The 23,356-nt window shown below is 71.8% G+C and carries 20 protein-coding genes; 9 read left to right on the top strand and 11 right to left on the bottom strand.

The genetic code is table 11. From position 1 onward, the window contains the following. On the top strand, nt 1-1,128 hold the full coding sequence (locus MMR14E_RS03270) for a glycosyltransferase family 1 protein (protein WP_331312792.1): 1,128 nt from the start codon (nt 1-3) through the stop codon (nt 1,126-1,128). 24 nt (nt 1,129-1,152) lie between these two features. Here MMR14E_RS03270 and MMR14E_RS03275 read toward each other — a convergent pair whose 3' ends face one another. Continuing rightward, nucleotides 1,153-2,466, bottom strand: coding sequence for an MFS transporter (locus MMR14E_RS03275; protein WP_331312793.1), 1,314 nt, complete (start codon nt 2,464-2,466; stop codon nt 1,153-1,155). A 179-nt stretch (nt 2,467-2,645) separates the two neighbouring features. Between MMR14E_RS03275 and MMR14E_RS03280 the strand changes: the two genes are divergently transcribed. Further along, the gene (locus MMR14E_RS03280; protein ID WP_331312794.1) at nt 2,646-3,797 is read left to right on the top strand and encodes a dimethylmenaquinone methyltransferase; all 1,152 of its coding nucleotides are present in this window, start codon (nt 2,646-2,648) and stop codon (nt 3,795-3,797) included. Nucleotides 3,798-3,833: 36 nt separating this feature from the next. Here MMR14E_RS03280 and lptB read toward each other — a convergent pair whose 3' ends face one another. The 9 genes from lptB to MMR14E_RS03325 all read right to left on the bottom strand — a co-directional run bounded on the left by lptB (nt 3,834) and on the right by MMR14E_RS03325 (nt 14,288). Beyond that, entirely contained in the window at nt 3,834-4,676 is an 843-nt protein-coding gene (gene lptB / locus MMR14E_RS03285) for an LPS export ABC transporter ATP-binding protein (RefSeq protein WP_419539296.1), read from the bottom strand. An 8-nt stretch (nt 4,677-4,684) separates the two neighbouring features. Further along, on the bottom strand, nt 4,685-5,356 hold the full coding sequence (locus tag MMR14E_RS03290) for an LptA/OstA family protein (RefSeq protein WP_331312795.1): 672 nt from the start codon (nt 5,354-5,356) through the stop codon (nt 4,685-4,687). Continuing rightward, on the bottom strand, nt 5,353-6,072 hold the full coding sequence (lptC, locus tag MMR14E_RS03295; RefSeq protein ID WP_331312796.1) for an LPS export ABC transporter periplasmic protein LptC: 720 nt from the start codon (nt 6,070-6,072) through the stop codon (nt 5,353-5,355). The genes MMR14E_RS03290 and lptC overlap by 4 nt, the downstream gene beginning before the upstream one ends. Before the next feature lie 229 nt (nt 6,073-6,301). After that, nucleotides 6,302-8,134, bottom strand: a complete 1,833-nt coding sequence (htpG, locus tag MMR14E_RS03300) for a molecular chaperone HtpG (protein WP_331312797.1) — start codon at nt 8,132-8,134, stop codon at nt 6,302-6,304. Nucleotides 8,135-8,407: 273 nt separating this feature from the next. Next, nucleotides 8,408-10,396 (bottom strand): potassium transporter Kup, encoded by a 1,989-nt coding sequence (locus tag MMR14E_RS03305; RefSeq protein ID WP_331312798.1) that lies wholly within the window; start codon nt 10,394-10,396, stop codon nt 8,408-8,410. A 174-nt stretch (nt 10,397-10,570) separates the two neighbouring features. Further along, complete coding sequence (gene nadC, locus MMR14E_RS03310; protein ID WP_331312799.1) at nt 10,571-11,443, bottom strand: carboxylating nicotinate-nucleotide diphosphorylase; 873 nt, start codon at nt 11,441-11,443, stop codon at nt 10,571-10,573. After that, the gene (locus MMR14E_RS03315) at nt 11,440-12,312 is read right to left on the bottom strand and encodes an FAD-binding protein (RefSeq protein ID WP_331312800.1); all 873 of its coding nucleotides are present in this window, start codon (nt 12,310-12,312) and stop codon (nt 11,440-11,442) included. Before MMR14E_RS03315 ends, nadC begins: the two co-directional genes overlap by 4 nt. After that, nucleotides 12,309-13,325 (bottom strand): quinolinate synthase NadA, encoded by a 1,017-nt coding sequence (nadA, locus tag MMR14E_RS03320; RefSeq protein WP_331312801.1) that lies wholly within the window; start codon nt 13,323-13,325, stop codon nt 12,309-12,311. The genes MMR14E_RS03315 and nadA overlap by 4 nt, the downstream gene beginning before the upstream one ends. A 138-nt stretch (nt 13,326-13,463) precedes the next feature. Further along, on the bottom strand, nt 13,464-14,288 hold the full coding sequence (locus MMR14E_RS03325; RefSeq protein ID WP_331312802.1) for an aldo/keto reductase: 825 nt from the start codon (nt 14,286-14,288) through the stop codon (nt 13,464-13,466). A 318-nt stretch (nt 14,289-14,606) separates the two neighbouring features. On the opposite strand from MMR14E_RS03325, the gene paoA reads away from it, so the two are divergent. From paoA to MMR14E_RS03345, 4 genes are all read left to right on the top strand, one after another. Beyond that, complete coding sequence (gene paoA, locus MMR14E_RS03330; RefSeq protein ID WP_331312803.1) at nt 14,607-15,263, top strand: aldehyde dehydrogenase iron-sulfur subunit PaoA; 657 nt, start codon at nt 14,607-14,609, stop codon at nt 15,261-15,263. Between the two features lie 10 nt (nt 15,264-15,273). Then, nucleotides 15,274-16,248, top strand: a complete 975-nt coding sequence (locus tag MMR14E_RS03335; protein ID WP_331312804.1) for a xanthine dehydrogenase family protein subunit M — start codon at nt 15,274-15,276, stop codon at nt 16,246-16,248. Between the two features lie 21 nt (nt 16,249-16,269). Then, entirely contained in the window at nt 16,270-18,492 is a 2,223-nt protein-coding gene (locus tag MMR14E_RS03340) for a xanthine dehydrogenase family protein molybdopterin-binding subunit (protein ID WP_331312805.1), read from the top strand. Between the two features lie 107 nt (nt 18,493-18,599). Next, nucleotides 18,600-20,141, top strand: a complete 1,542-nt coding sequence (locus MMR14E_RS03345) for an acyl-CoA synthetase (protein WP_331312806.1) — start codon at nt 18,600-18,602, stop codon at nt 20,139-20,141. Nucleotides 20,142-20,157: 16 nt separating this feature from the next. On the opposite strand, the gene mgtE is transcribed toward MMR14E_RS03345, so the two are convergent. Continuing rightward, entirely contained in the window at nt 20,158-21,528 is a 1,371-nt protein-coding gene (gene mgtE, locus MMR14E_RS03350; protein WP_331312807.1) for a magnesium transporter, read from the bottom strand. A gap of 457 nt (nt 21,529-21,985) precedes the next feature. Here mgtE and pqqA (MMR14E_RS03355) point away from each other — a divergent pair, with 457 nt between their 5' ends. From pqqA (MMR14E_RS03355) to MMR14E_RS03365, 3 genes are all read left to right on the top strand, one after another. Next, a complete protein-coding gene (gene pqqA / locus MMR14E_RS03355) occupies nt 21,986-22,075 on the top strand; it encodes a pyrroloquinoline quinone precursor peptide PqqA (protein ID WP_041372433.1) in 90 nt (29 codons plus the stop codon). Nucleotides 22,076-22,153: 78 nt separating this feature from the next. After that, on the top strand, nt 22,154-22,243 hold the full coding sequence (pqqA, locus tag MMR14E_RS03360) for a pyrroloquinoline quinone precursor peptide PqqA (RefSeq protein WP_020090597.1): 90 nt from the start codon (nt 22,154-22,156) through the stop codon (nt 22,241-22,243). A 177-nt stretch (nt 22,244-22,420) separates the two neighbouring features. Further along, the gene (locus MMR14E_RS03365) at nt 22,421-23,356 is read left to right on the top strand and encodes a class I SAM-dependent methyltransferase (protein ID WP_331312808.1); all 936 of its coding nucleotides are present in this window, start codon (nt 22,421-22,423) and stop codon (nt 23,354-23,356) included.

A 23,356-nucleotide genomic window follows, 5' to 3' on the forward strand; every position in this document is an offset into this window, starting at 1 on the left:
ATGCTTCGCATCGGCATCGACGCGCACGTGCTCACCGGCAAGCCGCAGGGCAGCCGGACCTGGCTCGTGAACATTATCGGGCGGGCCGCCGCCCGCCACCCGGACGCCACCTACGTGGTCTATTCCGGCGACCCGGAGGCCTGCGCCCGCATCGTCTCGGGCGACAACATCGAGCACCAACGGCTGCCGCGCGTGCCCGCGACCGTGCGGCTGACCCTGGTCTGGCCGTGGCTGTTCCTGCGCGACCGGCTCGACACGCTCCTGACCACCTACATCGCCCCGCCGCTGGTGCCGGGCGACCGGCAGGTGGTGGTGGTCCACGACATCCTGTTCGAGACGCATCCCGAGTTCTTCCCCTGGTCGATGCGCTGGCGGAACAAGATCCTGACCCGGCTCTCGGCGCGGCGCGCCAAGCTGGTCCTGACCATCTCCGACTACAGCCGGGACTCCATCGCCACCGTCTACGGCATCGCGCGGGAGCGCATCGCCGAGGTGCGCTGCGGCTCCACGCCGCCGCAGGCGGTCACGGAGCGGACGCCGCTCGCCGACGGGCGCCCCTACCTGCTGATGGTCGGCCGGCTGGAGCCGCGAAAGAATCTCGGCCTCGTCCTCGACGCCTTCGCGCGGCTGCCGCAGGGCGCGGCCCGGCTGATCGTGGTCGGCAAGGGCGACGGCGAGCGGCCCGAGACCCTCGACCGCCTCGCCCGGACGCCGGACGCGGTGCACATCGCCGGCATCGACGACCGGGGCCTGTCCGACCTCTACGCCCGGGCCGCCGCCCTGGTCTTCCCGAGCCGCGGCGAGGGCTGGGGCATCCCGGTGCTCGACAGCCTCGCCCGGGGAACCCCCGTCATCGCCTCGAGCCTGACGGCCATCCCGGAAGCCGGCGGCAGCGCGGCGAGCTACTTCGACCCGGACGCACCCGACCGGGTCGAGCGGCTCGCCGAGCTGATGGCGGCGGCGATCGAGGGGCGGCTGCCCTTCGACGCGAACGCCGCGCGGGCCCACGCGGCGCGCCACGACTGGGACGGGCCGGCCGCCACCTTCGTCGACCTGATGCGCCGGAGCTTCACGGCCCGCACGCATCTGCGCGACCTGATCCTGGCCGCGCCGAACCTGCGGGGGTGACGCGAGAGGGCGCGATCGGCCCGCCTAGCGCGCGGCCCCGAGCGCGCCGACGATCGGGCTCTCAGGCCCCTCGTCGGCGATGGGATCCTGGATCAGCGTCCAGTAGCCCAGGGCCGCCACCAGGGCGATCGCGGCGCCGGTGATGAAGGCCACGGAGAAGTGGCCCGTGCCGCCGACGATGAAGCCGGTCACGGTCGGCGCCAGGGCGCCGCCGATGTAGCCACCGAAATTCTGCATGGCGCCGAGCGACGCCGTGCAGCTGGCCGGCGCCGCCACGGAGGCCATCGCCCAGGCCGAGGACGAGCTCATGTAGACCAGGAACAGCGAGGCCGAGATGCAGGCGATCGCGAGGGTGTCGCTCGGCGTCAGGGCCGCCACCACCGTGAAGGCGGCAGTCGCCACCAGGGAGCCGACCATCGGGATCTTGCGGCTGCGGATCGGGTCGACGCCGCGGCGGACGAGGAGATCGACGACGCGGCCGCCCAGGATCCCGCCCAGCACGCCGAACGCGAAGGGGATCGAGCCGACGAGGCCGGTCTTCTGCAGGGTGAAGTGCCGCTCGATCTCGAGGTAGCTCGGCAGCCACGCGGTGTAGAGCCACGTCATGTAGATGCAGCCGAAATAGCCGACGATCATCCCCCAGCTGGTGCGGAACCCGAAGAGCCGCCGCCACGCGCCCCAGGTGACCGCGCGGCTGGCGTTCGGGGCATCGCCCTCCTCCAGGAAGGCCCGCTCCCCCGGCGTCAGGTCGGTCTCCTGCGGGTTGCGGAACACGAGGTAGACGACCGCGGCGAGCGCGAGGCCGGCCGCGCCCATGATGACGAACATCGCCCGCCAGCCGAAGCTCACCATGAGGAAGGTGAGCAGCGGCAGGGCGAGGAAGGTGCCGAGCGAGGAGGCGCAGTTCCAGATCCCCGTGGCGGTGCCGCGCTGGCGGATGTTGAACCAGTCGCGGGAGACGCGGGCGCAGGTCGGGAAATGCGGCGCCTCGCCGACCCCGAGCACGATCCGCGCGCTCACGAACTGCCAGAACGACGTCACCGCGCCGCCGAGCATCTGGCCGAACGACCAGCAGGTCAGGCCGAGCGTCAGCGTCAGGCGCGGGCCGAGCCGGTCGGCGAGCGCGCCGGCGGGCAGCTGCGCGAAGGCGTAGGCCCAGAGGAAGGCCGAGAGCAGCAGGCCCATGTCGGGGATCGAGAGGCCGAGATCCTCGCGGATCAGCGGGTTGGCCACCGCCAGGGTGGCCCGGTCGACGTAGTTGACGACGCCCGCCGTCACGAGCAGGGCGAGCGAGATCGTCTGGATGCGGCGCACGCGCGGCGTTGCGGCCAGGGCCATCGTGTCCTCCCGGGATGACGGGCCCCTTGGGGGTCTCCGGGGCCGGTCGGTCCTTCGCGACTCGTGGCGGCCCGGGACCATTCTGCACCGAACGCCGCCGGACGGAAGGCCCGCCGCCCCTCGCCTCGCGGCGCCGGGCGTCGTAGACGGGCCGCTCCGTCACCCTTCGAGTCCGCCCGTTGCGCCTGATCCAAATCACCCACCACGACCTCGACGGCTACGGCGCCTCGACGGTTGCCGCCGCCTGCGCCACGGTCGAGCGCGTCGTCCACGTGCCCCGCTACAGCGATGTCGGCCCGGTCTTCGAGGACGAGATCAAGCGCCTCAGCCGCGCGGCGGAGCGCGAGGTGCTGCTGATGACCGACCTCGGCCTGGAGGAGCAGACGATCGCGGGCCTGAAGAAGTTCGCCGCGATGAACCGGCGCCGCGCGGACGGTCAGAAGCACCGCCTCGTGGTCCTCGACCACCACGCCTCGTCCCTCGACCAGATGCGGCGCCTGGGCCTCGAGGCGGCGCCCAACGCCGAGCGGCCGGCGCTCCACCGGATCGACCTGGGCGACCCCGAGATCGCCGTGCTGATCGAGGACGACATCTGCGCCACGCGGATGACCTTCGAGCACCGGGCCCTGTTCGCCGCGCACGAGCCCGCGACCGACCTGTCGAGCCTGCTGACCGCGGTCGATGCCCTCGACCTCTGGCGCAAGGAGAGCCCGGCCTTCCGGGGCGGCCTCGCCCTGGACGAGCTGTTCTGGGAGGCCGTGTCGAGCTACGTGCCGGTCGGACATCCCTGGCACGACCGGTTCGTGTCCGAGATCCTGCTCGCGGCCGCCGCGGCCCTCCGGGACGGTGCGAGCCCGGCCGAACTGGAGCGACGCGCCTCGGCGATCCGGGCCGGCGTCGTCGACACCCTGCTGCGCGACGCGCCGGACGACGATCCGGCGCTGACGACGCGCATGCGGCTCGCCCGGGCGCTCGCCCGCTCGGATTCCCTGTTCCGCCCGCTGAAGGACGGCACGCTCCTGTCCTTCGCCCTCGATTCGGGCACCTTCCAGCGGGTCTCCGACCTGATCATGGACGCGGGCCGCGCCAAGCGCGTGGTCAACGTCCAGCGGATGGGCACGCTGTCGTTCCGGTCCAACGACGGCACGGCCCTCGACGGCGCCCGCCTGTTCCGCGGCGGCGGCCACCGCGACGCGGCGGGCGGCCGGCTCCAGAGCGGCTCGGCCTTCTCGATGGCGGACGCGATCGCCCAGGTGGAGCCGGTGCTGAACCCGGAGAAGCCGGCCGGCTCGGACAGCCCGTTCGCGGCTTTGAAGAACTGGAAGGGGTGAGCGCTCGCCCGTCGCCCAACCCGTTCGGCAACGGCCCTAGAGCCGGAAATCCTCGCCGAGATACAGCCGCCGCGCGTCCGGGTTCGCCACGATCTCCTCGGGCGTGCCCTCCGTCAGGATGCGGCCGGAATGGGCGATGTAGGCGCGGTCGATCAGGCCCAGCGTCTCGCGGACATTGTGGTCGGTGATCAGCACGCCGATGCCGCGCTGCTTCAGGTGCTTCACCAGGTCCTGGATGTCGCCGACCGCGATCGGGTCGATGCCCGCGAAAGGCTCGTCCAGCAGCATGAATGTCGGCGACGAGGCGAGCGCGCGGGCGATCTCGCAGCGCCGCCGCTCGCCGCCGGAGAGCGCGATCGAGGGCGACTTGCGCAGGCGCGCGATGTCGAACTCCTCCAGCAGCGAGTCGAGCTTGCGGGCGCGCGTCTTGCGGTCCGGCTCGACCACTTCCAGCACCGCGCGGATGTTGTCCTCCACGGTGAGCCCGCGGAAGATCGAGGCCTCCTGCGGCAGATAGCCGATCCCGAGCCGGGCCCGCTGGTACATGGGCAGGTGCGTGATGGGCAGTCCGTCCAGGGTGATGTGGCCGCGATCGGCCGCCACCAGCCCGGTGATCATGTAGAAGATCGTGGTCTTGCCGGCGCCGTTCGGTCCGAGCAGCCCCACGGCCTCGCCGGTGCGGACCGTCAGCCCCGCCTCGTGCACGACCGTGCGGGCACCGTAGCTCTTGCGCAGGCCGCGCACGCTGAGGATGCCGAGGCCGCCCTCCTCCGCCGCCGACCAGCCGTCGGCGGCCTCGGGACGGGGCGCGCGCCGGCCGAACAGGCGGCCGAGCCAGCCCGTCCGGGCCGGCTCCTGCGGGCCCGCCTGGAACGCCACGGCGCCGCTCAATCGACCTGCGCCTTCGGCCTGGGCGGCGGCTGCGTGCAGCCCTTCGCCTTGCCGTCCTTGGCGTCGGACTTCTCGCCGGGCACGAACAGGGCGGAGACTCGGCCGCCCGCCACCGGGTCCATGTTCGCGCGCCCGGTGTTCATGTCGTAGACGAGGCGCTGGCCGCGGGTGACGTTCTGGCACTGGCTCAGGACGACGTTGCCGGTCAGCACGATCCGCTTGGCATCCTGGTCGAACACCGCGTGATCGCCGGTGGCGACCTGATCCTTCTGCACCACCGTCACCGGCCCGGCGCAGTCGACCTTCTGGATCCCGTTCTCGGCGGGGTTGCGCGGGGCCGCGTCGGCACCCTCGTCCTTCGCCTCACCCTTGGCGTCGCCTTTCGCGCCCTTGCCGGGCGCGTCCTTGCCGCGCTTGTAGGTCACCGTCATGGTCGAGCAGCGGATGGTGCTGTCGCCCTGCACGGCCACGACGTTGCCGGCGAAGACCGCCTTGTTCTCGCGGTCGAATACGTCGAGCCGGTCGGCGTCGATCTTGATCGGGTCCTTGCCGCCGCCGCCGATATTGCCGAAGGGCGAGTCCTTGCGGGCCGGCTTCTCGGCCAGCGCCGGGCCTGCGAGGACCAGTCCGGTTGCCAGGGCAACCCAGAGGGTGCGGGCGGCGCTCATCGGGCACCGTCCGCGGCTTCGGCATCCGAGGTCAGGAGGCGGGCCTGCGGCTTCTCCCCCGGATCGTCGCTCACGATGACCACGTGGACGTTCCCCACGAAGGAGATCCGCTTGCCGTTCTCGACGACGTCGAGCGTGTCGGCCTTCACGGTGGCCCGCGGGCTCGAGACCGTGACGGGTTCCTGCGAGCTGATGGAGCCGGTCTTGAACGCGACGGCGGCGGAGCGCAGGCGCGCCTCCTCGCCCTTGTCGGTCCAGATGCGGATGTCGTCCTTCAGGTCGAGCGCCTCGCGGGCGGTGTCGAACAGGCCCGACGTCGCCGAGAGGCGGGCGATGCCGCCCTGGTCGTCGGTGGCGATGTGGCCGCGCATCTGCTGCAGCTCGATCTGGCTCGGCTTGCGCACGTCTTGGAGGGCGGCGTCGGCCGTCACCTCGTAGCCGCGCGTGCCCTGACGGAAGCCCGCGAGCCGCGGGTTCTCCATGCGGACCTTGGAGCCGGCCAGCGTCACCGGGCCGACCGAGACGCCCGGCAGCTGCGCCGCGAAGGGGTTGAACAGGTAGCCCAGCAGCAGCGCCACCGCGCCGCCGGCGACCACCGGGATCAGCCGGCGCATGGTGCGCACGCGTCCGCTGTGGCGGTACGCCCGGGCGTGGGCCCGGGTCCGCGCCGCCGCGACCGCCTGTCCGTTGCCGGCTTCAGCCTCGACCGGGTTCATGCAGCGTCCGTGAGGCGCGCCCGAGGCGCGCGAGAGGTTTCGGCTCAGACGCCTGCGGCCCCCACCGCGCCCGCGCCTTCGGCCGGGCAATGATCCCGACCGGTGGCGAAGTTATGGCTCGACCATTTCCGAATGATCAACCGAACCCGCAATCATCCCGAGCGGATGTGTGTGGAGACACACGCCGCGCGCGACCTCACGGCAGCGCGCGGCGCGGGTCTCCGTAGTCCTACGCGCCGCGCGCGGCCGCGAGCGCCGCCGCCACCGTGCGGGCGAAGGCGGCCGGGTCGCGGGGGCTGTCGCCGTCCTGGATGCGGGCGAGGTCGAGGAGCGTCCCGGCAGCCTGCGGCACCTCCGATTCGGGCGCCGCGGACAGCGCCCGAATCAGCGGATGGCGCGGGTTGATCTCCAGGACCGGCTGCCCGGCACCGGCCCGCCCGGCCCGGCGCATGAGCCGCTGCATCTGCAGGTCGGGCCCGCCGGTGCCGGCCGAGAGGACCACCGCCGAGTCGACGAGCCGGTCGGTGGTGCGCACGTCCGAGACCTCGGCGCCGAGGGCGGCCTTCACGGCGGCGACGAAGGCCTCGATGCCCTCCGGCGCCTCCGGCTGCCCGCCCTCCGGCGCGAACTTCGACAGGTCGAGGCCGCCCTTGGTGATCGAACGGAGCGGCTTCTCGTCGAAGGTGCCGAGCTGATCGGGCCAGAACGCGTCGACGTGGTCGGAGAGGAGCAGCACCTCGAGGCCGCGGGCCCGGAAGCCCTCCAGCTGCGGCGACGACTTGAGCGCCTCGGCATCGTCGGCGACGAGGTAGTAGATCGCCTCCTGGCCGTCCTTCATGCGGGACACGTAGTCGGGCAGCGAGGTCCAGCCCTCGACGGCCGAGGAGCGGAAGCGCAGGAGCGGCGCGATCTCGCCCCGGCGCTCGAAATCCTCGTAGATCCCCTCCTTGAGGACGGGGCCGAAATTCTCCCAGAAGGACTGGTAGCCCTCCGCGTCCTTGGCGCGGGTCGTGAGTTCGGAGACCACGCGCCCGGTGACCGCGCGGCGGATCCGGGCGAGGGCCGGGGTCGACTGCAGCATCTCGCGGGAGACGTTCAGCGGCAGGTCCTCGGTGTCGACCACGCCCTGGACGAAGCGCAGCCACGGCGGCAGCAGCTCGGCCTCGTCGGTGATGAACATCCGCCGGACATGCAGCCGGACCTTGCTCTGCCGCTCGTTCTCGAGGGCCTGGAACGGCTTCGAGCCGGGGATGAAGAGCAGGGCGGAGAATTCGAGCTGGCCCTCGGCGCGCCAGTGGAGCGTCGCCCACGGCTTGTCGAAGTTCATGCCGATGGAGTGGTAGAATTCCTCGTACTGCTCCTCGGTGACCTCGGACTTCGCCTTGCGCCAGAGCGCGGTCCCCTGGTTGGCCGATTCGTCCTTGCCGTCGCGCACGACGGCGATCGGCACGGTGATGAAGTCGGCCCATTTCCGCACGAGATGGTCGAGGCGGTAGGGCTCGAGGTACTCGTCGGCATCCGCCTTGAGGTGCAGCACGATGTCGGTGCCGGGCTCGCCGCGCGTCGCCGGCTCCAGCGTGTAGCTGCCCTGCCCCTCCGAGGCCCAGGTCCAGGCCTCGTCGCTGCCGGCGCGGCGCGACGTGACGGTCACCCGGTCGGCGACCATGAAGGCCGAGTAGAAGCCGACGCCGAACTGGCCGATCAGGCTCGGCCGGTCCTCGGCCTTGGCGGATTCGAGCGTCTGCGAGAAGGCGCGCGTGCCGGAGCGCGCGATGGTGCCGAGGTTGGTGGCGAGATCCTCCTTGGTCATGCCGATGCCGGCATCCGACACGGTCAGGGTCCGCGCCTCCTTGTCGGGCGCGATCCGGACCTTGGCGTCCGGCGGCAGGGCGCTCGCCGCCGAGGTCAGCGCCTCGAACCGCCGCCGGTCCATGGCGTCGGCGGCGTTGGCGACGAGTTCGCGCAGGAAGATCTCGCGGTCGGAGTAGAGCGCGTGCACGACGAGGTCGAGGAGGCGACCCACCTCCGCCCCGAACTCGTGCCGCTCGATCGTCTCGCTCACGGGTGATGCCTCCGCTGTGGGGGAAATTGCGGTGGCGATATGCTGGCGAACGGGGCCGTTTTCAATGCGGCTGGCTCCGGCTCGCGATGCGCCGCTTCGCGGCCTGTTCGTGTGCCGGGTCCCGGATCAGGTCCCGCTTCGCTCGACCTGTCCGGGAAAGGGGTGGTGCAGGACGATACACCGACCCTTTCCCGGGCGCATGGAGCGCCAGCGGAATGCGACGCGAGATCCAGCGCAGGAATCGCCGCGGAGCGGCCCATCCCGAAGGCGCGCTCAGATCTCGATCTCGGTGCCCACCTCGACGATCTGCCGGGTCGGCAGGCCGAAATGCGCGCCGGTGCGCTCGGCGTTGCGCTTCATGAAGGCGAACAGGCCCTCCCGCCACGGCGCCATGCCGGGATGGGTCGGCGACGGGATCACCACCTCGTGGCCGACGAAGTAGGTCATGTCCTCCAGGTATTCCGGCGGCAGCAGCCCGCTCGCCACCGCGCATTGCAGGCCCTCGGGGATCGAGGCGGTCTGCATGAAGCCGTAGCGCAGCACGACGCGCTCCATGCCGGGCGTGTACTTGGAGATCGCCTTGCGGATGCCCTGCGCGACCAGCGTGACCTGCGCCCGCTCGCTCGCCGGGATCACCGGCTCCTCCTCGTAGATCACGGTGATCAGCAGGATCCGCTCGTGCAGGCAGCGGCTGCGCTCCAGCAGGCGGCCGAGCGCCATCGGGATGCCCTCGGTGGCGGCGGTCAGGAAAGCCGCGGTGCCGGGCAGCGTCACCGGCGGGTGCGAGCTGAGGCTGGACAGGAAGGCGGCCTCGGACATGCGCATGGTCTGGCGGACCGTTTCGAGGACGTGGTTGCCCTTCATCCAGGTCAGCATCAGGAACGCGACCGCGCCGGCGAGCAGCAGCGGAAACCAGCCGCCCTCGAACAGCTTCACGCTGTTGGCGGCGAAGAACACGGCGTCGATGGCCAGGAAGAAGCCGTTGACCGCGAGGACCAGGACCGGGTTGTAGCCCCAGCGCAATGCGATCAGCGCGGCGAGCAGGGTGGTGATCCCCATCAGCGCCGAGACCGCGATGCCGTAGGCGCCGGCCAGGGCGTCGGAGGAGCCGAACACCACGACGGCGGTCAGGGTCGCGGCGGCGAGCAGCCAGTTCACCGCCGGCACGTAGATCTGGCCGCGCTCGTCCTGATCGGTATGCACGACCCGCATCATCGGCATGAAGCCGAGCTGGATCGATTGCTGCGTCAGCGAGTAGACGCCCGAGATCACCGCCTGCGAGGCGATGACGGTCGCCATCGTGGCGAGCGCCACCAGCGGGTAATGCGCCCAGTCCGGCGCGAGCCGGTAGAACGGGTTCTCGATCGCGCTCGGGTCGGCGATGATCAGCGCGCCCTGGCCGCAATAGTGGATCAGCAGCGCCGGCAGCACGAGGCCGAACCACGCGATCCGGATCGCCGGGGCGCCGAAATGGCCGAGATCGGCGTACATCGCCTCGCCGCCGGTCACCGCCAGGAAGGCCGCGCCGAGCATCAGGAAGCTGACGTGCCAGCCCGCATGGACCAGGAAGTCCACCGCGCGCCAGGGGTTGGCCGCTCCGAGGATCTCCGGCGTGCGCAGGATGCTGGGGATCGCGAGCAGGACCAGGACGACGAACCAGACCAGCATGACGGGCCCGAACACCCGGCCGATGGCGGCCACGCCCTTGTGCTGGACCAGGAACAGCCCGACCAGGATCACCAGGGTGATCGGCACCACGTACGGCCCGAGCGCCGGCGCGTCGATCTTCAGCCCCTCGATCGCCGACAGCACCGAGATCGCCGGCGTGATCGCGCCGTCGCCGTAGAGCAGGGCCGCGCCCACCAGCCCGACCACCAGCAGCAGCGCCTTCCACGTCCCCGGCCGGGCCTGCCGCGCGCCGAGCAGCGCCAGCATGGCGACGATGCCGCCCTCGCCCCGGTTGTCGGCGCGCAGGATCAGCACCGCGTATTTCAGCGACACGATCAGGATCAGCGACCACAGGATCAGCGACACCGCGCCGGTGGCGGCGACCGGCACCGAGGCGCCGCCGCTGGTCGCGGCCTTCACGGCCTCCTTGAACGCGTAGAGCGGGCTCGTGCCGATGTCGCCGTACACGACGCCCAGCGCGCCCAGCAGGAGCGCGGTGCCAGGTCCGTGCCGGGTCGCGCCGGGTTTGCGCGCGACGGGCGCCGCCGGGAGATCGACCGCCGGGGCAGCCGCGGGAGGCAGGGCGTGGCTCACGGTCGGGTCCGGTCGATGGCGTCGCGGTTGGGCGAAACCTTAGCGCGTCGGCCGCGCGGCGATAGACTCGGCAGATCTCCCGAGCGACCCCGACGAAGACTTGTCACCCGAACGTGATGACAGTCGAACGACCGCGATGGCCCCGCCGCGCCGGTGGCGAGCGGGGCCCGCCGGTCAGGCGGCGTCGAGGCCCAGGTCGATGATCGCCGCCGAGTGGGTGATCCAGCCGCAGGAGATCAGGTCGACCCCCGAGGCCGCGACCGCCCCCACCGTCTCGCGGGTGATCCGGCCCGACGCCTCGGACAGGGCGCGACCGTCGATCATCGCCACCGCACGGGCCAGCTGAGCGGGGCTCATGTTGTCGAGGAGCACGGCGTCGACCCCGACAGAGAGCGCCTCCTCCAGCTGCTCCAGGCGGTCGACCTCGCACTCGATCTTCACGAGGTGGCCGGCCCGCGACCGGGCGCGCTCGATCGCCGGCACGATGCCGCCGGCCACCGCCACGTGGTTGTCCTTGATCAGCACCGCGTCGTCGAGGCCGAAGCGGTGGTTCGAGCCGCCACCGGCGCGGACCGCGTGCTTCTCCAGGGCGCGCAGGCCCGGCGTGGTCTTGCGGGTACAGACGATCGACGCCCTGCCGTGCGGGCGCGCGGCCTCGACGAGGCCGTGGGTGGCGGTGGCCACGCCCGACATCCGGCAGAGCAGGTTCAGCGCCACGCGCTCGGCCGTGAGGATCGCCCGCGCCGGCCCCTCGAGGCGCAGCACCACGTCGCCCGGCGTCACGCGGGCACCGTCGCCCCGCTCGACCGTGACGGTCACGGCGGGGTCCACAAGCGCGAACGCGATGGCGGCGGCGTCGGTGCCGGAGATGACGCCGTCCTGCCGGGAGGCGATCACGCCGCGCATCCGCTCGCCCGGGGGCACGATGGCGTCGGTGGTGATGTCGCCGGCCCGGCCGAGATCCTCCAGGAGGGCGGCGCGGACCACCGGCTCCACGAGGAGACGCGGCAGGGGCAGGATCTCTTCGGAGAGAACCGACTGGGTCATGGCGTCAGCGCCTCCTCGGCGGACGGGGTCGCGGCGATGAGGTCGGCCGCCGTCGTCTCGGTGTGCGCGGCCGGGGCGAGGCGGGGGAAGTCGCTGCGCCAGTGGGCGCCGCGGCTCTCCTGGCGGGCGAGCGCGCCGCGGGCGATGAGCAGCGCCACGAGGGCAGCGTCGCAGGTCTGCGCCTCCGGCTCCAGGGTGGCGACGGCCGCGGCGAGGCCCGCGGCGTCGCGCACGACGCCGACCCTGCGCTCCATCAGCGCCCGGATCGCCGGCAGATCGCCGGCGGCGCGCGCCGACACGGCCTCGGGCACGATGGTGGCGGGCGGCGGCGCGTCGAGCCAGTCGGCGATGAACCGCGCGTAGGCGAGACCTTCGAGCAGGGAGTTGCTGGCGAGCCGGTTCGCGCCGTGCAGCCCCGTCGAGGCGACCTCGCCGCAGGCGTAGAGGCCCGGGACCGAGGTGGCGCCGTGCGCGTCCACCCTCACCCCGCCCATGTGGTAGTGCGCGGCCGGGCGCACCGGGATCGGCTGCGCGGCCGGGTCGATGCCGGCGGCGGCGCAGAGCCCCGCCACGGTKGGGAAGCGCGACGGCATCGCGGCGCCGAGCGCGCCCCGGGCGTCGAGAAAGACCGTGCGGCCCCGCTGCAGCGCCTGGAAGATGCCGCGGGCGACCACGTCGCGGGGGGCGAGGTCGCCGACCGCGGCCGCGATGCCGCCCTGGGCCCAGCCGGTGGCGGTGCCGAGGCCGAGCGCCGAGGCGGTGACCAAAGTCACCGGTCGGGGCGCGAGGCGCAGGGCGACGCTGAGGCCCGCGACGCCGCCGCCGACCACGACGACGCGGTCGGCATTGGTGGGGGAGATCGCGTTCATCGCGTGCGCACCTGGAGCATGCGCTCGACCGCCGCCCGGGCGCGGTCGGCCAGCGCCGGATCGACCGTGACCTCGTGGGTCATCGTCTCGAGCGAGCGACGGATGTTCTTCAGGCTCATCCGCTTCATGTGCGGGCACATGTTGCAGGGCTTGATGAACTCGATGTCGGGGTTCTGCGCCGCGATGTTGTCGGCCATCGAGCACTCCGTGACGAGCACCACCTGCTTCGGCCGCTTCTCGACGACGAAGTCCATCATCATCGCGGTGGAGCCGGAGAAGTCCGACTCGGCCACCACGTCCGGCGGGCATTCGGGGTGCGCGATCACCGTCACGCCCGGATAGCTGTCGCGGACGTCGCGGATATCGGCCGGGGTGAAGCGCTCGTGCACCTCGCAGTGGCCGGCCCAGGTCAGGATCTCGACCTCCGGGATCTCGGCCTGGACGTTCTGCGCGAGGAACTCGTCGGGGATCATGAGAACGCGGGGGGCGTTCAGCGACTTCACCACCGCGACGGCGTTGCCGGAGGTGCAGCACAGGTCGGACTCGGCCTTCACGGCCGCCGAGGTGTTCACGTAGGTCACGATCGGCACGCCGGGGTACTTGGCGCGCAGGCCGCGCACGTCCGCGGCGGTGATCGAATCGGCCAGGGAGCAGCCGGCGCCCATGTCGGGGATGAGCACCGTCTTGCTCGGGTTCAGGAGCTTGGCGGTCTCGGCCATGAAGTGGACGCCCGCCAGCACGATCACGTCGGCGTCGACGGTCACCGCCTCGCGGGCCAGCGCGAGGCTGTCGCCGACGATGTCCGCCACCGTGTGGAAGATCTCCGGTGCCTGGTAGTTGTGCGCCAGGATCACGGCGTTGCGCTCCCGCTTCAGGCGCAGGATCGCCTCGATGTCCGGCGCGAGCGCCGGCCACTCGATCGCGGGGACGTGCCGGCTGACACGGGCGTAGAGATCCGGAAGGGGCAGGCCCGGAATCGTCGTGCGGGAGACGGGTGCAACGGTCGCCGCCATGGCGTCCTCCATTATGCTCAGTTTGAGCATTGTGCCGTCTAACTTATGGGGGCCGCGCGTCCCTGTCCAGATATGCTAGCTGTGAGCATAAATCTTTTGCGCTGCGATGTTACGCTGCGCCGCCGAAGGCTGGTGCGCTTAGCAGAAGGTCGCCGGGTCGGGCCCGATGCGGCCGTCGGGCCGGTCGAGGCCGGCGATCCGGGCCATCTCGTCGGCGCCGAGCTCGAAGTCGAACAGCGCGATGTTCTCGGCGATGCGCCGCGGTGTGGCGGTCTTGGGGATCGCCACGCAGCCGGCCTGGATCTGCCAGCGCAGCACCACCTGTGCCGGCGTCTTCCCGCGGGCCTTCGCGATCGCGAGAATGACCGGATCGTTCAGCTCCTTGCCGCGGCCCAGCGGGCTCCACGACTCGGTCACGATTCCGTGACGAGCGTCCTCCGCGCGCGGCTCCGCGCGCTGGAAATAGGGGTGCAGCTCGATCTGATTGACGGCCGGGGCCACGCCGGTCTCGCCGATCAGCGTGGCGAGGTGCTCGGGCGCGAAGTTCGACACGCCGATGGATCTGGCGCGGCCCTCCTGTCGGAGCTCGATCAGCGTCTTCCAGGTCTCGACGAACAGGCGCCGCTGCGGGCACGGCCAGTGGATCAGGTACAGGTCGACATACGGCAGACCGAGTTGCCGCAGGCTCTCGTCGAAGGCGCGCCGGGCCTCGTCGCGGCCCTGGCGGTCGTTCCAGAGCTTCGTGGTGAGGAAGATCTCCTCGCGGGGGATCTCGGCGTCCCGGATGCCGCGCCCGACGCCCGCCTCGTTGCCGTAGGCGGCGGCCGTGTCGATCAGCCGATAGCCGGCGCGGAGGGCCTGTCCGACGAGATCCGGCGCCTGCGCGTCCGAGAGCTGCCAGCAGCCGTAGCCGATCTGCGGGATGCGGCGCCCGTCGTTGAGCGGCAGGGTCGGGATAGCCATGAGACGAGACTCCGGTGTCGTTGTCGATCAACCCAAACGCTCGCAGCGGGACGCGTTCCGCGGCGCCCCCGTCCTCACGGGCGCGGCGAGGCAACCCAGCGGGCGCCACGGCCGCCGCTGTCGCGGTGCCCCGGATCGTTTCCCCGCGGCCGGAGAGACGGACCGATCGGGTCGCGACCAGAGTCCAGCGCCCGGAGCCGCGGAGCCGCGCTGAACGGGCGCAGTCTGGACCGGATCTAATCCGGCCGGCCGCACGTTGGCCGACCAGATTCCAAGCTGCGCGGCGTTCGACGCGCGGTGAGCGGGCGGGATGGCAGCATGACAGACGCGACTCCGACGAAGCCGTTCGCTCTGACGCGGCGGGCCGTCGTGGAGGGCTGCGCGGTGGCCGGCGCCCTGGGCGCATTCGGGTTCCGGCCAGCCCCCGCGGTCGCCGCGGCGGCCCCCGGCGACCCGGCTCCCCAAACCCTGCCGGTACGGCTCACCATCAACGGGCAGGCGCACGACCTCGTCCTCGACACCCGCACGACGCTCCTCGACGCCCTGCGCGAGCACCTGGCGCTCACCGGCACCAAGAAGGGCTGCGACCACGGCCAGTGCGGCGCCTGCACGGTGCTGGTCGACGGCCGGCGCATCAATTCCTGCCTGACGCTCGCGGCGATGCACGACGGCGACCCGATCACCACGATCGAGGGCTTGGCGGACGGGGACAACCTCCACCCGATGCAGGCGGCGTTCCTGGCGCATGACGGCTTCCAGTGCGGCTACTGCACGCCGGGCCAGATCTGCTCGTCGGTCGGCATGCTGAGCGAGGCCAAGGCCGGGTGGCCGAGCCACGTCACCGAGGACGTTGCCGCCACGCCGACCCTCAGCGACGCCGAGATCCGCGAGCGGATGAGCGGCAACATCTGTCGCTGCAGCGCCTATCCGAACATCGTCGCGGCGATCCGCGACACCGCCGCCAGCAACCTCTGAGGAGGCGGAGATGAAGGCCTTTGCCTACGAGCGCCCCGCCACCGTGCAGGACGCCGCCAAGCTCGCGGCCGAGCGGCCGAACGCCAAGTTCATCGCCGGCGGCACCAACCTGCTCGACCTGATGAAGCTCCAGATCGAGACCCCGGCCACGCTGATCGACGTCAACCGGCTGCCGCTCGACAAGGTCGAGGCCACGCAGGATGGCGGCCTGCGCATCGGCGCGCTCGTGCGCAACGCCGACCTCGCCGCCGACCCGCGGGTCCGGAAGGACTACGCCGTGTTGGCGAAGGCGCTTCTGGCCGGCGCCTCGGGGCAGCTGCGCAACAAGGCGACCACCGCCGGCAACCTGCTCCAGCGGACCCGCTGCTACTACTTCTACGACACGGCCATGCCCTGCAATAAGCGCGAGCCCGGCTCGGGCTGCTCGGCGATCGGCGGGTTCAACCGCATCATGGCTGTGGTCGGCGCGAGCGAGGCCTGCATCGCCACCAACCCGTCCGACATGAACGTCGCCATGCGGGCCCTCGACGCGACGGTGGAGACCGTCAACCCGGACGGGCAGACGCGCCGCATCCCGATCGCCGACTTCCACCGGCTGCCCGGCGACACGCCGCACATCGAGACCGAGCTGCGCAAGGGCGAGATCATCACGGCCGTGACGCTGCCGAAGCCGGTGTCCGGCACGCACATCTACAGGAAGGTCCGCGACCGGGCGTCCTACGCGTTCGCGACCGTGTCGGTGGCCGCCGTGATCGCGGGCGCCGAGGGCGGCAAGCCTCAGGCGGCGCGACTCGCCTTCGGCGGCCTCGCGCACAAGCCCTGGCGCGTGGCCGAGGCCGAGGCGGCGCTGGTCCAGACCGGCTCCGCCGACGCCGCCGCCGACGCGGTGCTCAAGGGCGCCCGCGGCTACGGCAGCAACGACTTCAAGATCCCGCTGACGCGCCGGACCCTCCGGGCCGTCGTGGCGCAGGCGACCCGCGCGTAGATCCCGGCAAGGACCGTTCCCATGGAGATGAACCAGCCGATCGGCCGGACGCCCCTCGACGACCGGCCCGACGGCCTCGTCGGCAAGCCCCTCGACCGGGTCGAGGGCAAGCTCAAGGTCACGGGCCACGCGCCCTACGCGTACGAGACCCGGGCACTGCAGAACCCCGCCTACGGATTTATCGTGCCGGCCACGATCGCGGCGGGCACGATCCGGTCGATCGACGCTGAGGCCGCCCGCAAGGCGCCCGGCGCGATCCTGGTGATGACCCACGAGAACGTTCCGGAGCAGGGCGAGAAGAAGGAGCAGGTCTGGCCGCAGCTCCAGGGGACGGAGGTCCGGTTCTACGGGCAGCCGGTTGCCTTCGTGGTTGCCGAGACCTTCGAGCAGGCCCGCGCCGCCGCGATGCTGGTCGAGGTCCGGTACGACGCGGCCAAGCCCAAGGGGCTGCTCAGGGGCAGCCTGGCGGCGGCCTACGAGCCGAAGCCGGTCAACTCGCCGCCGGATTCGAAGCTCGGCGACTTCGACGCCGCCTTCGCGGCCGCGCCGGTGAAGCTCGACGTGGAGTACGTCACCCCGAACCAGATCCACGCGCAGATGGAGCCGCACGCGACCATCGCGTCCTGGGAAGGCGACGGCGTCGTGCTCCACACGGCCAACCAGATGCCGAATCGCGGCCAGAAATCCCTCGGCTCGGTGCTCAAGCTGCCCCCCGAGAAGGTGCGGATCGTCAGCCCGTATATCGGCGGCGGCTTCGGCTCGAAGCTGCAGGCCCAGCCGGAGGCGACGCTCGCGATCCTGGCCTCGAAGGTGATCCAGCGCCCCGTGAAGGTGGCGCTCACCCGGCAGCAGGAGTTCCACGTCGCGACCCACCGGACCGACACGATCCAGCGGATCCGCCTCGGCGCCGACCAGGACGGCCGGCTCTCGGCCATCAGCCACGAATCGTGGTCCGACACCGCGGAGGGCGACGGGTTCTTCGAGACCTCGGCCAACGTCACCCGCTCCCTGTACGCCGCGCAGAACCGCGTGACGCGCCACAGGCTGGTGAACCTCAACATGCCGATCGCCTCGGCGATGCGCGCGCCCGGCGAGGCCGTGGGCCAGCTCGCCTTCGAGTGCGCCATGGACGAGCTCGCCGAGCAGTTGAAGATCGACCCGATCGAGCTCCGGGTGCGCAACGAGCCGGCCGAGGATCCTGAGAAGAAGGTCCCGTTCTCGACCCGCAAGCTGGTTCCGTGCATGCGCGAGGGCGCGCGCCTGTTCGGCTGGGACAAGCGGCAGGCCGCGGGCTCCCGGCGCGAGGGCAGCTGGCTCGTCGGCATGGGCATGTCGGCGGCCGCGCGCCTCAACCCGCTGATGCCGTCCGCCGCGAAGGTCAGGCTCGGGCCGGACGGCGTGCTGGTGGTGCGGATGGCGATGACCGATCCCGGCACCGGCACCTACACGATCCTGACCCAGATCGCCGGCGAGATGCTGGGGCTCCCGCCCGAGCGCGTGCGGGTCGAGATGGGCGACACCGACTTCCCGTTCGCGGCCGGCTCCGGGGGATCCTTCGGCGCCGGCTCGGCGGGCTCGGCGCTCTACGTCGCCTGCGACAACCTCCGACAGGCCCTGCTCAAGGCCGGCGACCTGAACCCGGACGGCGCCGTCTTCCGCGACGGCGCGGTCACGTCCGGCAACCGCACGGAGTCGCTCACCGACCTCGCCAAGTCCGGGCTGGAGGCCTCCGGCGAGATCAAGCCCGGCGAGATGAAGCAGAAATTCTCGCAGTACTCCTACGGCGCCCACTTCGCCGAGGTCGGGGTCGACGTCGATACCGGCGAGATCCGGCTGCGGCGGATGCTCGGGGTGTTCACCGGCGGGCGCATCCTGAACGCTAAGACCGCGCGCAGCCAGGCGATCGGCGGCATGACCTTCGGCGTCGGCGCCGCTCTGATGGAGGATGCCGTGGTCGACCCGCGCTACAGCTACTTCGTCAACCACGACATGGCCGAGTACCACGTCCCGGTCCACGCCGACCTCCCGGAGATCGACGCGGTGTTCCTCCCGGAACTCGACGACAAGGCGAACCCGTTGAAGAGCAAGGGGCTCGGCGAGCTCGGCATCTGCGGCGCCGGCGCCTCGCTCGCCAACGCCATCTACAACGCCACCGGGATCCGGGTCCGCGACTACCCGATGACCCTCGACAAGATGCTCAAGGGCTTCGAGGAGCAGGAGGGCCAAGCGCAGCGGCGGACGTGAGCGACGGCCTCCCCGGAGGCCGCGCGCGCTCGCGGGGCGTCCGCCCCAGTTGACGCAGGCGCGTCCAGGCGGGACACGCGGCGATAAGCCCGCGGGGGGAGCGTCCGGTGTCCGACAGCCAGCACGATGATCGCCGTCCGCCGGCCCGCTTCAACGCGGCGCGGTACTGCCTGGCCGAGAACGCGCGCCTGCGACCGGACAAGACCGCCCTGATCATGGTCGGCGACGGCACCGCCGAGCGCCTCAGTTTCGGCGCCGTCGAGCGGGCGGTGCGCGGCATCGCGGCGGGTCTCCTCGGCCTCGGCCTGAGACCTGGCGACCGGGTGATGATCCGCATGGGCAATGAGGCCGATTACGTCCTCGTCTATTTCGGCGCCCTGGCGGCGGGCCTCGTGGCCCTGCCGTCCTCGCCGCAGCTGACTGAGGCCGAGGCGGCGTTCCTGATGGAGAATTCCGGCGCCGCCGCCGTGGTGATCGGCAGCGGCTGCACCGTCGCGCCCGAGGCACTGGGCGGCCGCCTGCTCCTCGACGCCGCCGCCGTCGCGCGGATGAAGGCCGGCCCGCCCCTGCCCGACTACGCCGACACCGCCGCCGACGACCCGGCGATGCTGATCTACACCTCCGGCACGACGAGCCGGCCCAAGGGCGTGCTGCACGCCCACCGCGCCGCCTACGGACGCCGCCCGATGCTCGACCACTGGCTCGGGCTCACCGAGACCGACGTGATGCTCCACGCCGGCACCATGAACTGGACCTACACGCTCGGCGTCGGGCTGAGCGATCCCTGGTCGGTGGGCGCGACCGCGGTGCTCTACAACGGCCCGCGCGATCCCGGGGTCTGGCCGCGCCTGATCGCCGCCTACGGCGCGACCCTGTTCGCCGCCGTCCCGACGCTCTACCGCCAGATCCTGAAGTACGGCGACCTCGGCGCCCACGACCTGTCGAGCCTGCGCCACGGCTGCACGGCCGGAGAGCCCCTGGCGGTAGAGCTGCTGGAGGCCTGGGGTCAGGCCACCGGGAAGCCCCTCTACGAGGCGCTCGGGATGAGCGAGATCTCGACCTACATCTCCAGCGGGCCGACCGTCCCGGTGCGCCCCGGCTCGCCCGGCAAGCCGCAGCCCGGCCGGCTTGTGGCGATCCTGCCCGTGGCGGGCGAGCCGGTGCCGCTCCCGGCCGGCGAGAGCGGTCTCCTCGCCGTCCACCGCACCGAGCCTGCGCTGATGCTCGGCTACTGGAACCGCCCCGAGGAGGAGGCCGAGGTGATGCGCGGCGACTGGTTCGTCGGCGGCGACCTCGCCCACCTCGACGCCGACGGCTACCTCTGGTTCGAGGGCCGCAACAACGACCTGATGAAGGCGATGGGCTACCGGGTCTCGCCCAATGAGGTGGAGGCGGCGCTCTCGACCCACCCGTCCGTGGCGGAGGTGGGCGTCGCCGAGCTGCCGGTCCGGGCGGACGTCTCGGTCATCTGCGGCTTCGTGGTGCTCCAGCCGGACGCCGAGCCCGACGCGGAGGGTCTTCTGGCGTGGTGCGCCGAGCGGCTCGCGGCCTACAAGCGCCCGCGGGAGATCCGCTTCCTCGACGCCCTGCCGCGCACCGCGAACGGCAAGGTGCAGCGCAAGCGCCTGGCCGAGGCGGTGGCGCGCTGAGGCGCGGCCACCTCCCCTACAGCAGAGTCCCGCGCAGGATCAGCAGCGCCACCGAGAAGTAGATGACGAGGCCGGTGACATCGACCAGCGTCGCCACGAAGGGCGCCGAGGCGGTGGCCGGATCGAAGCCGATCCGCTGGAGCAGGAACGGCAGCATCGAGCCCGCGAGGGAGCCGAAGGTCACGATCCCGACGAGGGCCGCACCGACCGTGGCGGCGACCAGCGGCCAGTGCGCGCCGTAATCGTAGAGGCCGAGCTTCTGCCACGCCACGATCCGGACCACCGCGATCACGCCGAGGATCGCGCCGAGGACGATGCCGGTGGGCAACTCGCGCAGCGCCACCCGCCACCAGTCGCGCAGGCGGATCTGGTGCAGCGCCAGCGCCCGGATCAGCAGCGAGGTCGCCTGCGAGCCGGAATTGCCGCCGGAGCTCATGATCAGCGGGATGAACAGGGTCAGGACGATCGCCTTCTCCAGCTCGCCCTCGAAGCCCTGCATGGCCGAGGCCGTGAGCATCTCCGACAGGAACAGCGCGCACAGCCAGCCGGCGCGCTTCCGGATCATCGTGAAGAAGCCGATATCCATGTAGGGCTCGGGCAGCGCCTCCATGCCGCCGAAGCGCTGCACGTCCTGCGTCTGCTTCTCGATCATCGCGTCGATCATGTCGTCGACGGTGACGATGCCGATCACGTGGCCGACCGCGTCGACCACCGGCAGCGCCAGGAGGTCGTACTTGGAGATCAGCCGGGCCGCCTCCTCGCGGCTGGCCGTCGGTGAGACCGCGAGCGGCCGGCGCCCCGGCGCGACGCTGAGCACGTTGTCGCTCGGGTCCCCCGAGATCAGGCGCCGCAGGGGCACCGCCTTGGTGAGCGCGCGGGTGCGCGGGTCGAGCACGAAGATCGCGTAGATCGTCTCGCGGGTCTTCTCGACGTGGCGGATGTGCTCCAGCGTCTGGCCCACCGTCCAGGTGCCCGGCACGGTGACGAACTCGGTGGTCATCAGCGAGCCCACGGTCTCCTCGCCGTACGCCGAGAGCCGGTCGACGGCACCGCGGGTCTCGGCGTCGAGGCGGGCGCGCAGGTCGGAGCGGCCCGGCTCCTCGATCTCGCGGAACACGTCCGTGACCCGGTCGGCCGACATGCCCGATAGGTAGCCGGCGACCCGGTCCCGCGGCAGCATCTCGATGATGTCGGCGGCGCAGTCGAGTTCAGGCTGGTCCAGCACCTCGATCGCCCGCTCCGTCGGCAGGCCGAGCAGGATGGCGGCGGCGACCTCGGGAGCCTCGTCGTTCAGGGCCTCGACGATGTCGGGCGCCCGTTCGTCCGACAGGCGTGCGGCCAACACGGAGGGATCGACGCGCGTGTCGAAGGGGGCGATCTCGTTCATGGCCTCGCCTCGTGGTTACGAGGCGACGCGGCGCCGGTCATCCTGGGTTCAGGGCCGTGACCGGCCGCCGCGTCGGTCGCCCCGCGGCCAGGCCTCTCAGCGGCTCAGGCGGGACGACGGCATGGGGCCGGGCACGGCAGGCACGATCGGTCGGGCACGTCGCTTCGCGGGTCGCTGCTGGAATGGGAGCGCGACACCGTCGGGGACACCGTCGCGCGGGTGCGTCGTGCGCCCGCGCGCAGGGCCCGTCAAGCCGAAACCGCGCCCATCCGCAGCCGATGCCGAACAGGGCTCGGGCGGGTGGCCGCGCGGCCACGGGGCGCCGATGCGCAGTCACGGGGCGGCCGCGGGGCGGCACACGGCCGGGCTCCCTATGAGAAATATAAGTGTTGTGCTCGCTTGTATTGCGTCCAAGATATTGCCTATATGGGTCTCACCAACAGCGAGGAGAAACGCCATGGCCTGGTCCGCCCCGATCGTGTCCGAGATCTGCGTCGGCATGGAAGTCACCAGCTACGAGTCGGCCGAGATCGACACGTTCCACTAAGTCGCGCGGCCTGGAGCGCGCGTCGCTCCGGCCTCCGTTGACCCTCTATCCATCGCTTCAATTTACCTGGAGGAAATCATGGCTTGGTCCGCCCCCGTCGTCTCCGAGATCTGCGTCGGCATGGAAGTCACCAGCTACGAGTCGGCTGAGATCGACACCTTCCACTAAGACGTCGCTCAGACGTTCGCGGGCGCCGCTTCATCCGAAGCGGCGCCTTTTCTGTGCGCGCTCGACAGCAGGCGCGCCTCGGCTTGACGGACCGCGCCGAACCTGTGCCGCTGCGGCGATCCCGGACCATCCGGGCTTGCGGAACGAGCGAGGACCGGTTTGGCAGAGAGCGCGCGCATGGCCGATCAGGCGATACCGCCCTGCCCGATCACCGGCGCTCCCGCCCTGCGCTGCGTCGAGCGCCTGGACGCCGCCTTCCTCACCCTCCTGTGGCACTATTCCGGCCGCGTCGATGTCGGGCCGCTGCTGCGCCCCGCCGGCACGTTCCGGCTCTGGGAATCCCCGACCGGGCTGCTCTTCTTCGACCCGCCGGTGGGCGGTGACGCGGCCTTCTACCGGGCGTTCTACGGCCGGATCGCGGCGCACGATAAGCTCGCCGGACCGGAGACGGAGCGCCTGGAGTTCCGCCAGGCCGCCGCGCACGTGCCGTCGGGCGCCCGGGTGCTCGATGTCGGCTGCGGCCACGGCGGGTTCCGCGCCTACATGCCGGACGCCACCTATACCGGCCTCGACCCGAACTTCTCCGCCGAGGACCCGACCGGCGCGATCCTCGACGAGACCGTGGAGGCGCACGCGGCGCGCGTCGGCCCGGTCTACGACGTCGCCTGCGCGTTCCAGGTGATCGAGCACGTGGCGGACCCGCTGGGTTTCGCCAGGGCGCTCGCGGCCTGCGTCAAGCCGGGCGGCACGGTCCTGATCGGCACCCCGCTCTGGCCCTCGCCCAACACCACGATCCCGAACTTCGTCATCAACGCGCCGCCCCACCACCTGACATGGTGGACGCCCAACGCCCTGGAGGCGCTGGCCGGGACGCTCGGCTGCACGCCCGAGGCCGTCCACGCCATCGGCATGGACCGGCACGATTCGCTGATCCACTGGATGGCCAAGATCAGCCCCGTGCGCTGCCGCGACCGCTTCTTCCGGCGGACGTGGTCCTGGGCGGCGGCGCTCGCCTTCGCGTACGGGGTCGGCGCCGTCCTCGACCGCGTCCTGCCGGTGCCGAAGCGGACGCGCCCGAACGCGCTGCTGCTCGCGGCGCGCAAGGGCACCTGA

This window comes from Methylobacterium mesophilicum, assembly GCF_036441335.1.
Lineage (GTDB): Bacteria > Pseudomonadota > Alphaproteobacteria > Rhizobiales > Beijerinckiaceae > Methylobacterium > Methylobacterium mesophilicum_B.

Excerpts from the sequence above, each read along its gene's own strand:
- MMR14E_RS03290 (WP_331312795.1), bottom strand. The coding sequence starts at position 5,356 with ATGAGCGCCGCCCGCACCCTCTGGGTTGCCCTGGCAACCGGACTGGTC.
- MMR14E_RS03270 (WP_331312792.1), top strand. The coding sequence starts at position 1 with ATGCTTCGCATCGGCATCGACGCGCACGTGCTCACCGGCAAGCCGCAG.
- MMR14E_RS03365 (WP_331312808.1), top strand. The coding sequence starts at position 22,421 with ATGGCCGATCAGGCGATACCGCCCTGCCCGATCACCGGCGCTCCCGCC.
- MMR14E_RS03335 (WP_331312804.1), top strand. The coding sequence starts at position 15,274 with ATGAAGGCCTTTGCCTACGAGCGCCCCGCCACCGTGCAGGACGCCGCC.
- nadC (WP_331312799.1), bottom strand. The coding sequence starts at position 11,443 with ATGACCCAGTCGGTTCTCTCCGAAGAGATCCTGCCCCTGCCGCGTCTC.
- lptC (WP_331312796.1), bottom strand. The coding sequence starts at position 6,072 with ATGAACCCGGTCGAGGCTGAAGCCGGCAACGGACAGGCGGTCGCGGCG.
- MMR14E_RS03325 (WP_331312802.1), bottom strand. The coding sequence starts at position 14,288 with ATGGCTATCCCGACCCTGCCGCTCAACGACGGGCGCCGCATCCCGCAG.
- MMR14E_RS03340 (WP_331312805.1), top strand. The coding sequence starts at position 16,270 with ATGGAGATGAACCAGCCGATCGGCCGGACGCCCCTCGACGACCGGCCC.
- mgtE (WP_331312807.1), bottom strand. The coding sequence starts at position 21,528 with ATGAACGAGATCGCCCCCTTCGACACGCGCGTCGATCCCTCCGTGTTG.
- MMR14E_RS03275 (WP_331312793.1), bottom strand. The coding sequence starts at position 2,466 with ATGGCCCTGGCCGCAACGCCGCGCGTGCGCCGCATCCAGACGATCTCG.
- pqqA (WP_020090597.1), top strand. The coding sequence starts at position 22,154 with ATGGCTTGGTCCGCCCCCGTCGTCTCCGAGATCTGCGTCGGCATGGAA.
- paoA (WP_331312803.1), top strand. The coding sequence starts at position 14,607 with ATGACAGACGCGACTCCGACGAAGCCGTTCGCTCTGACGCGGCGGGCC.
- nadA (WP_331312801.1), bottom strand. The coding sequence starts at position 13,325 with ATGGCGGCGACCGTTGCACCCGTCTCCCGCACGACGATTCCGGGCCTG.
- pqqA (WP_041372433.1), top strand. The coding sequence starts at position 21,986 with ATGGCCTGGTCCGCCCCGATCGTGTCCGAGATCTGCGTCGGCATGGAA.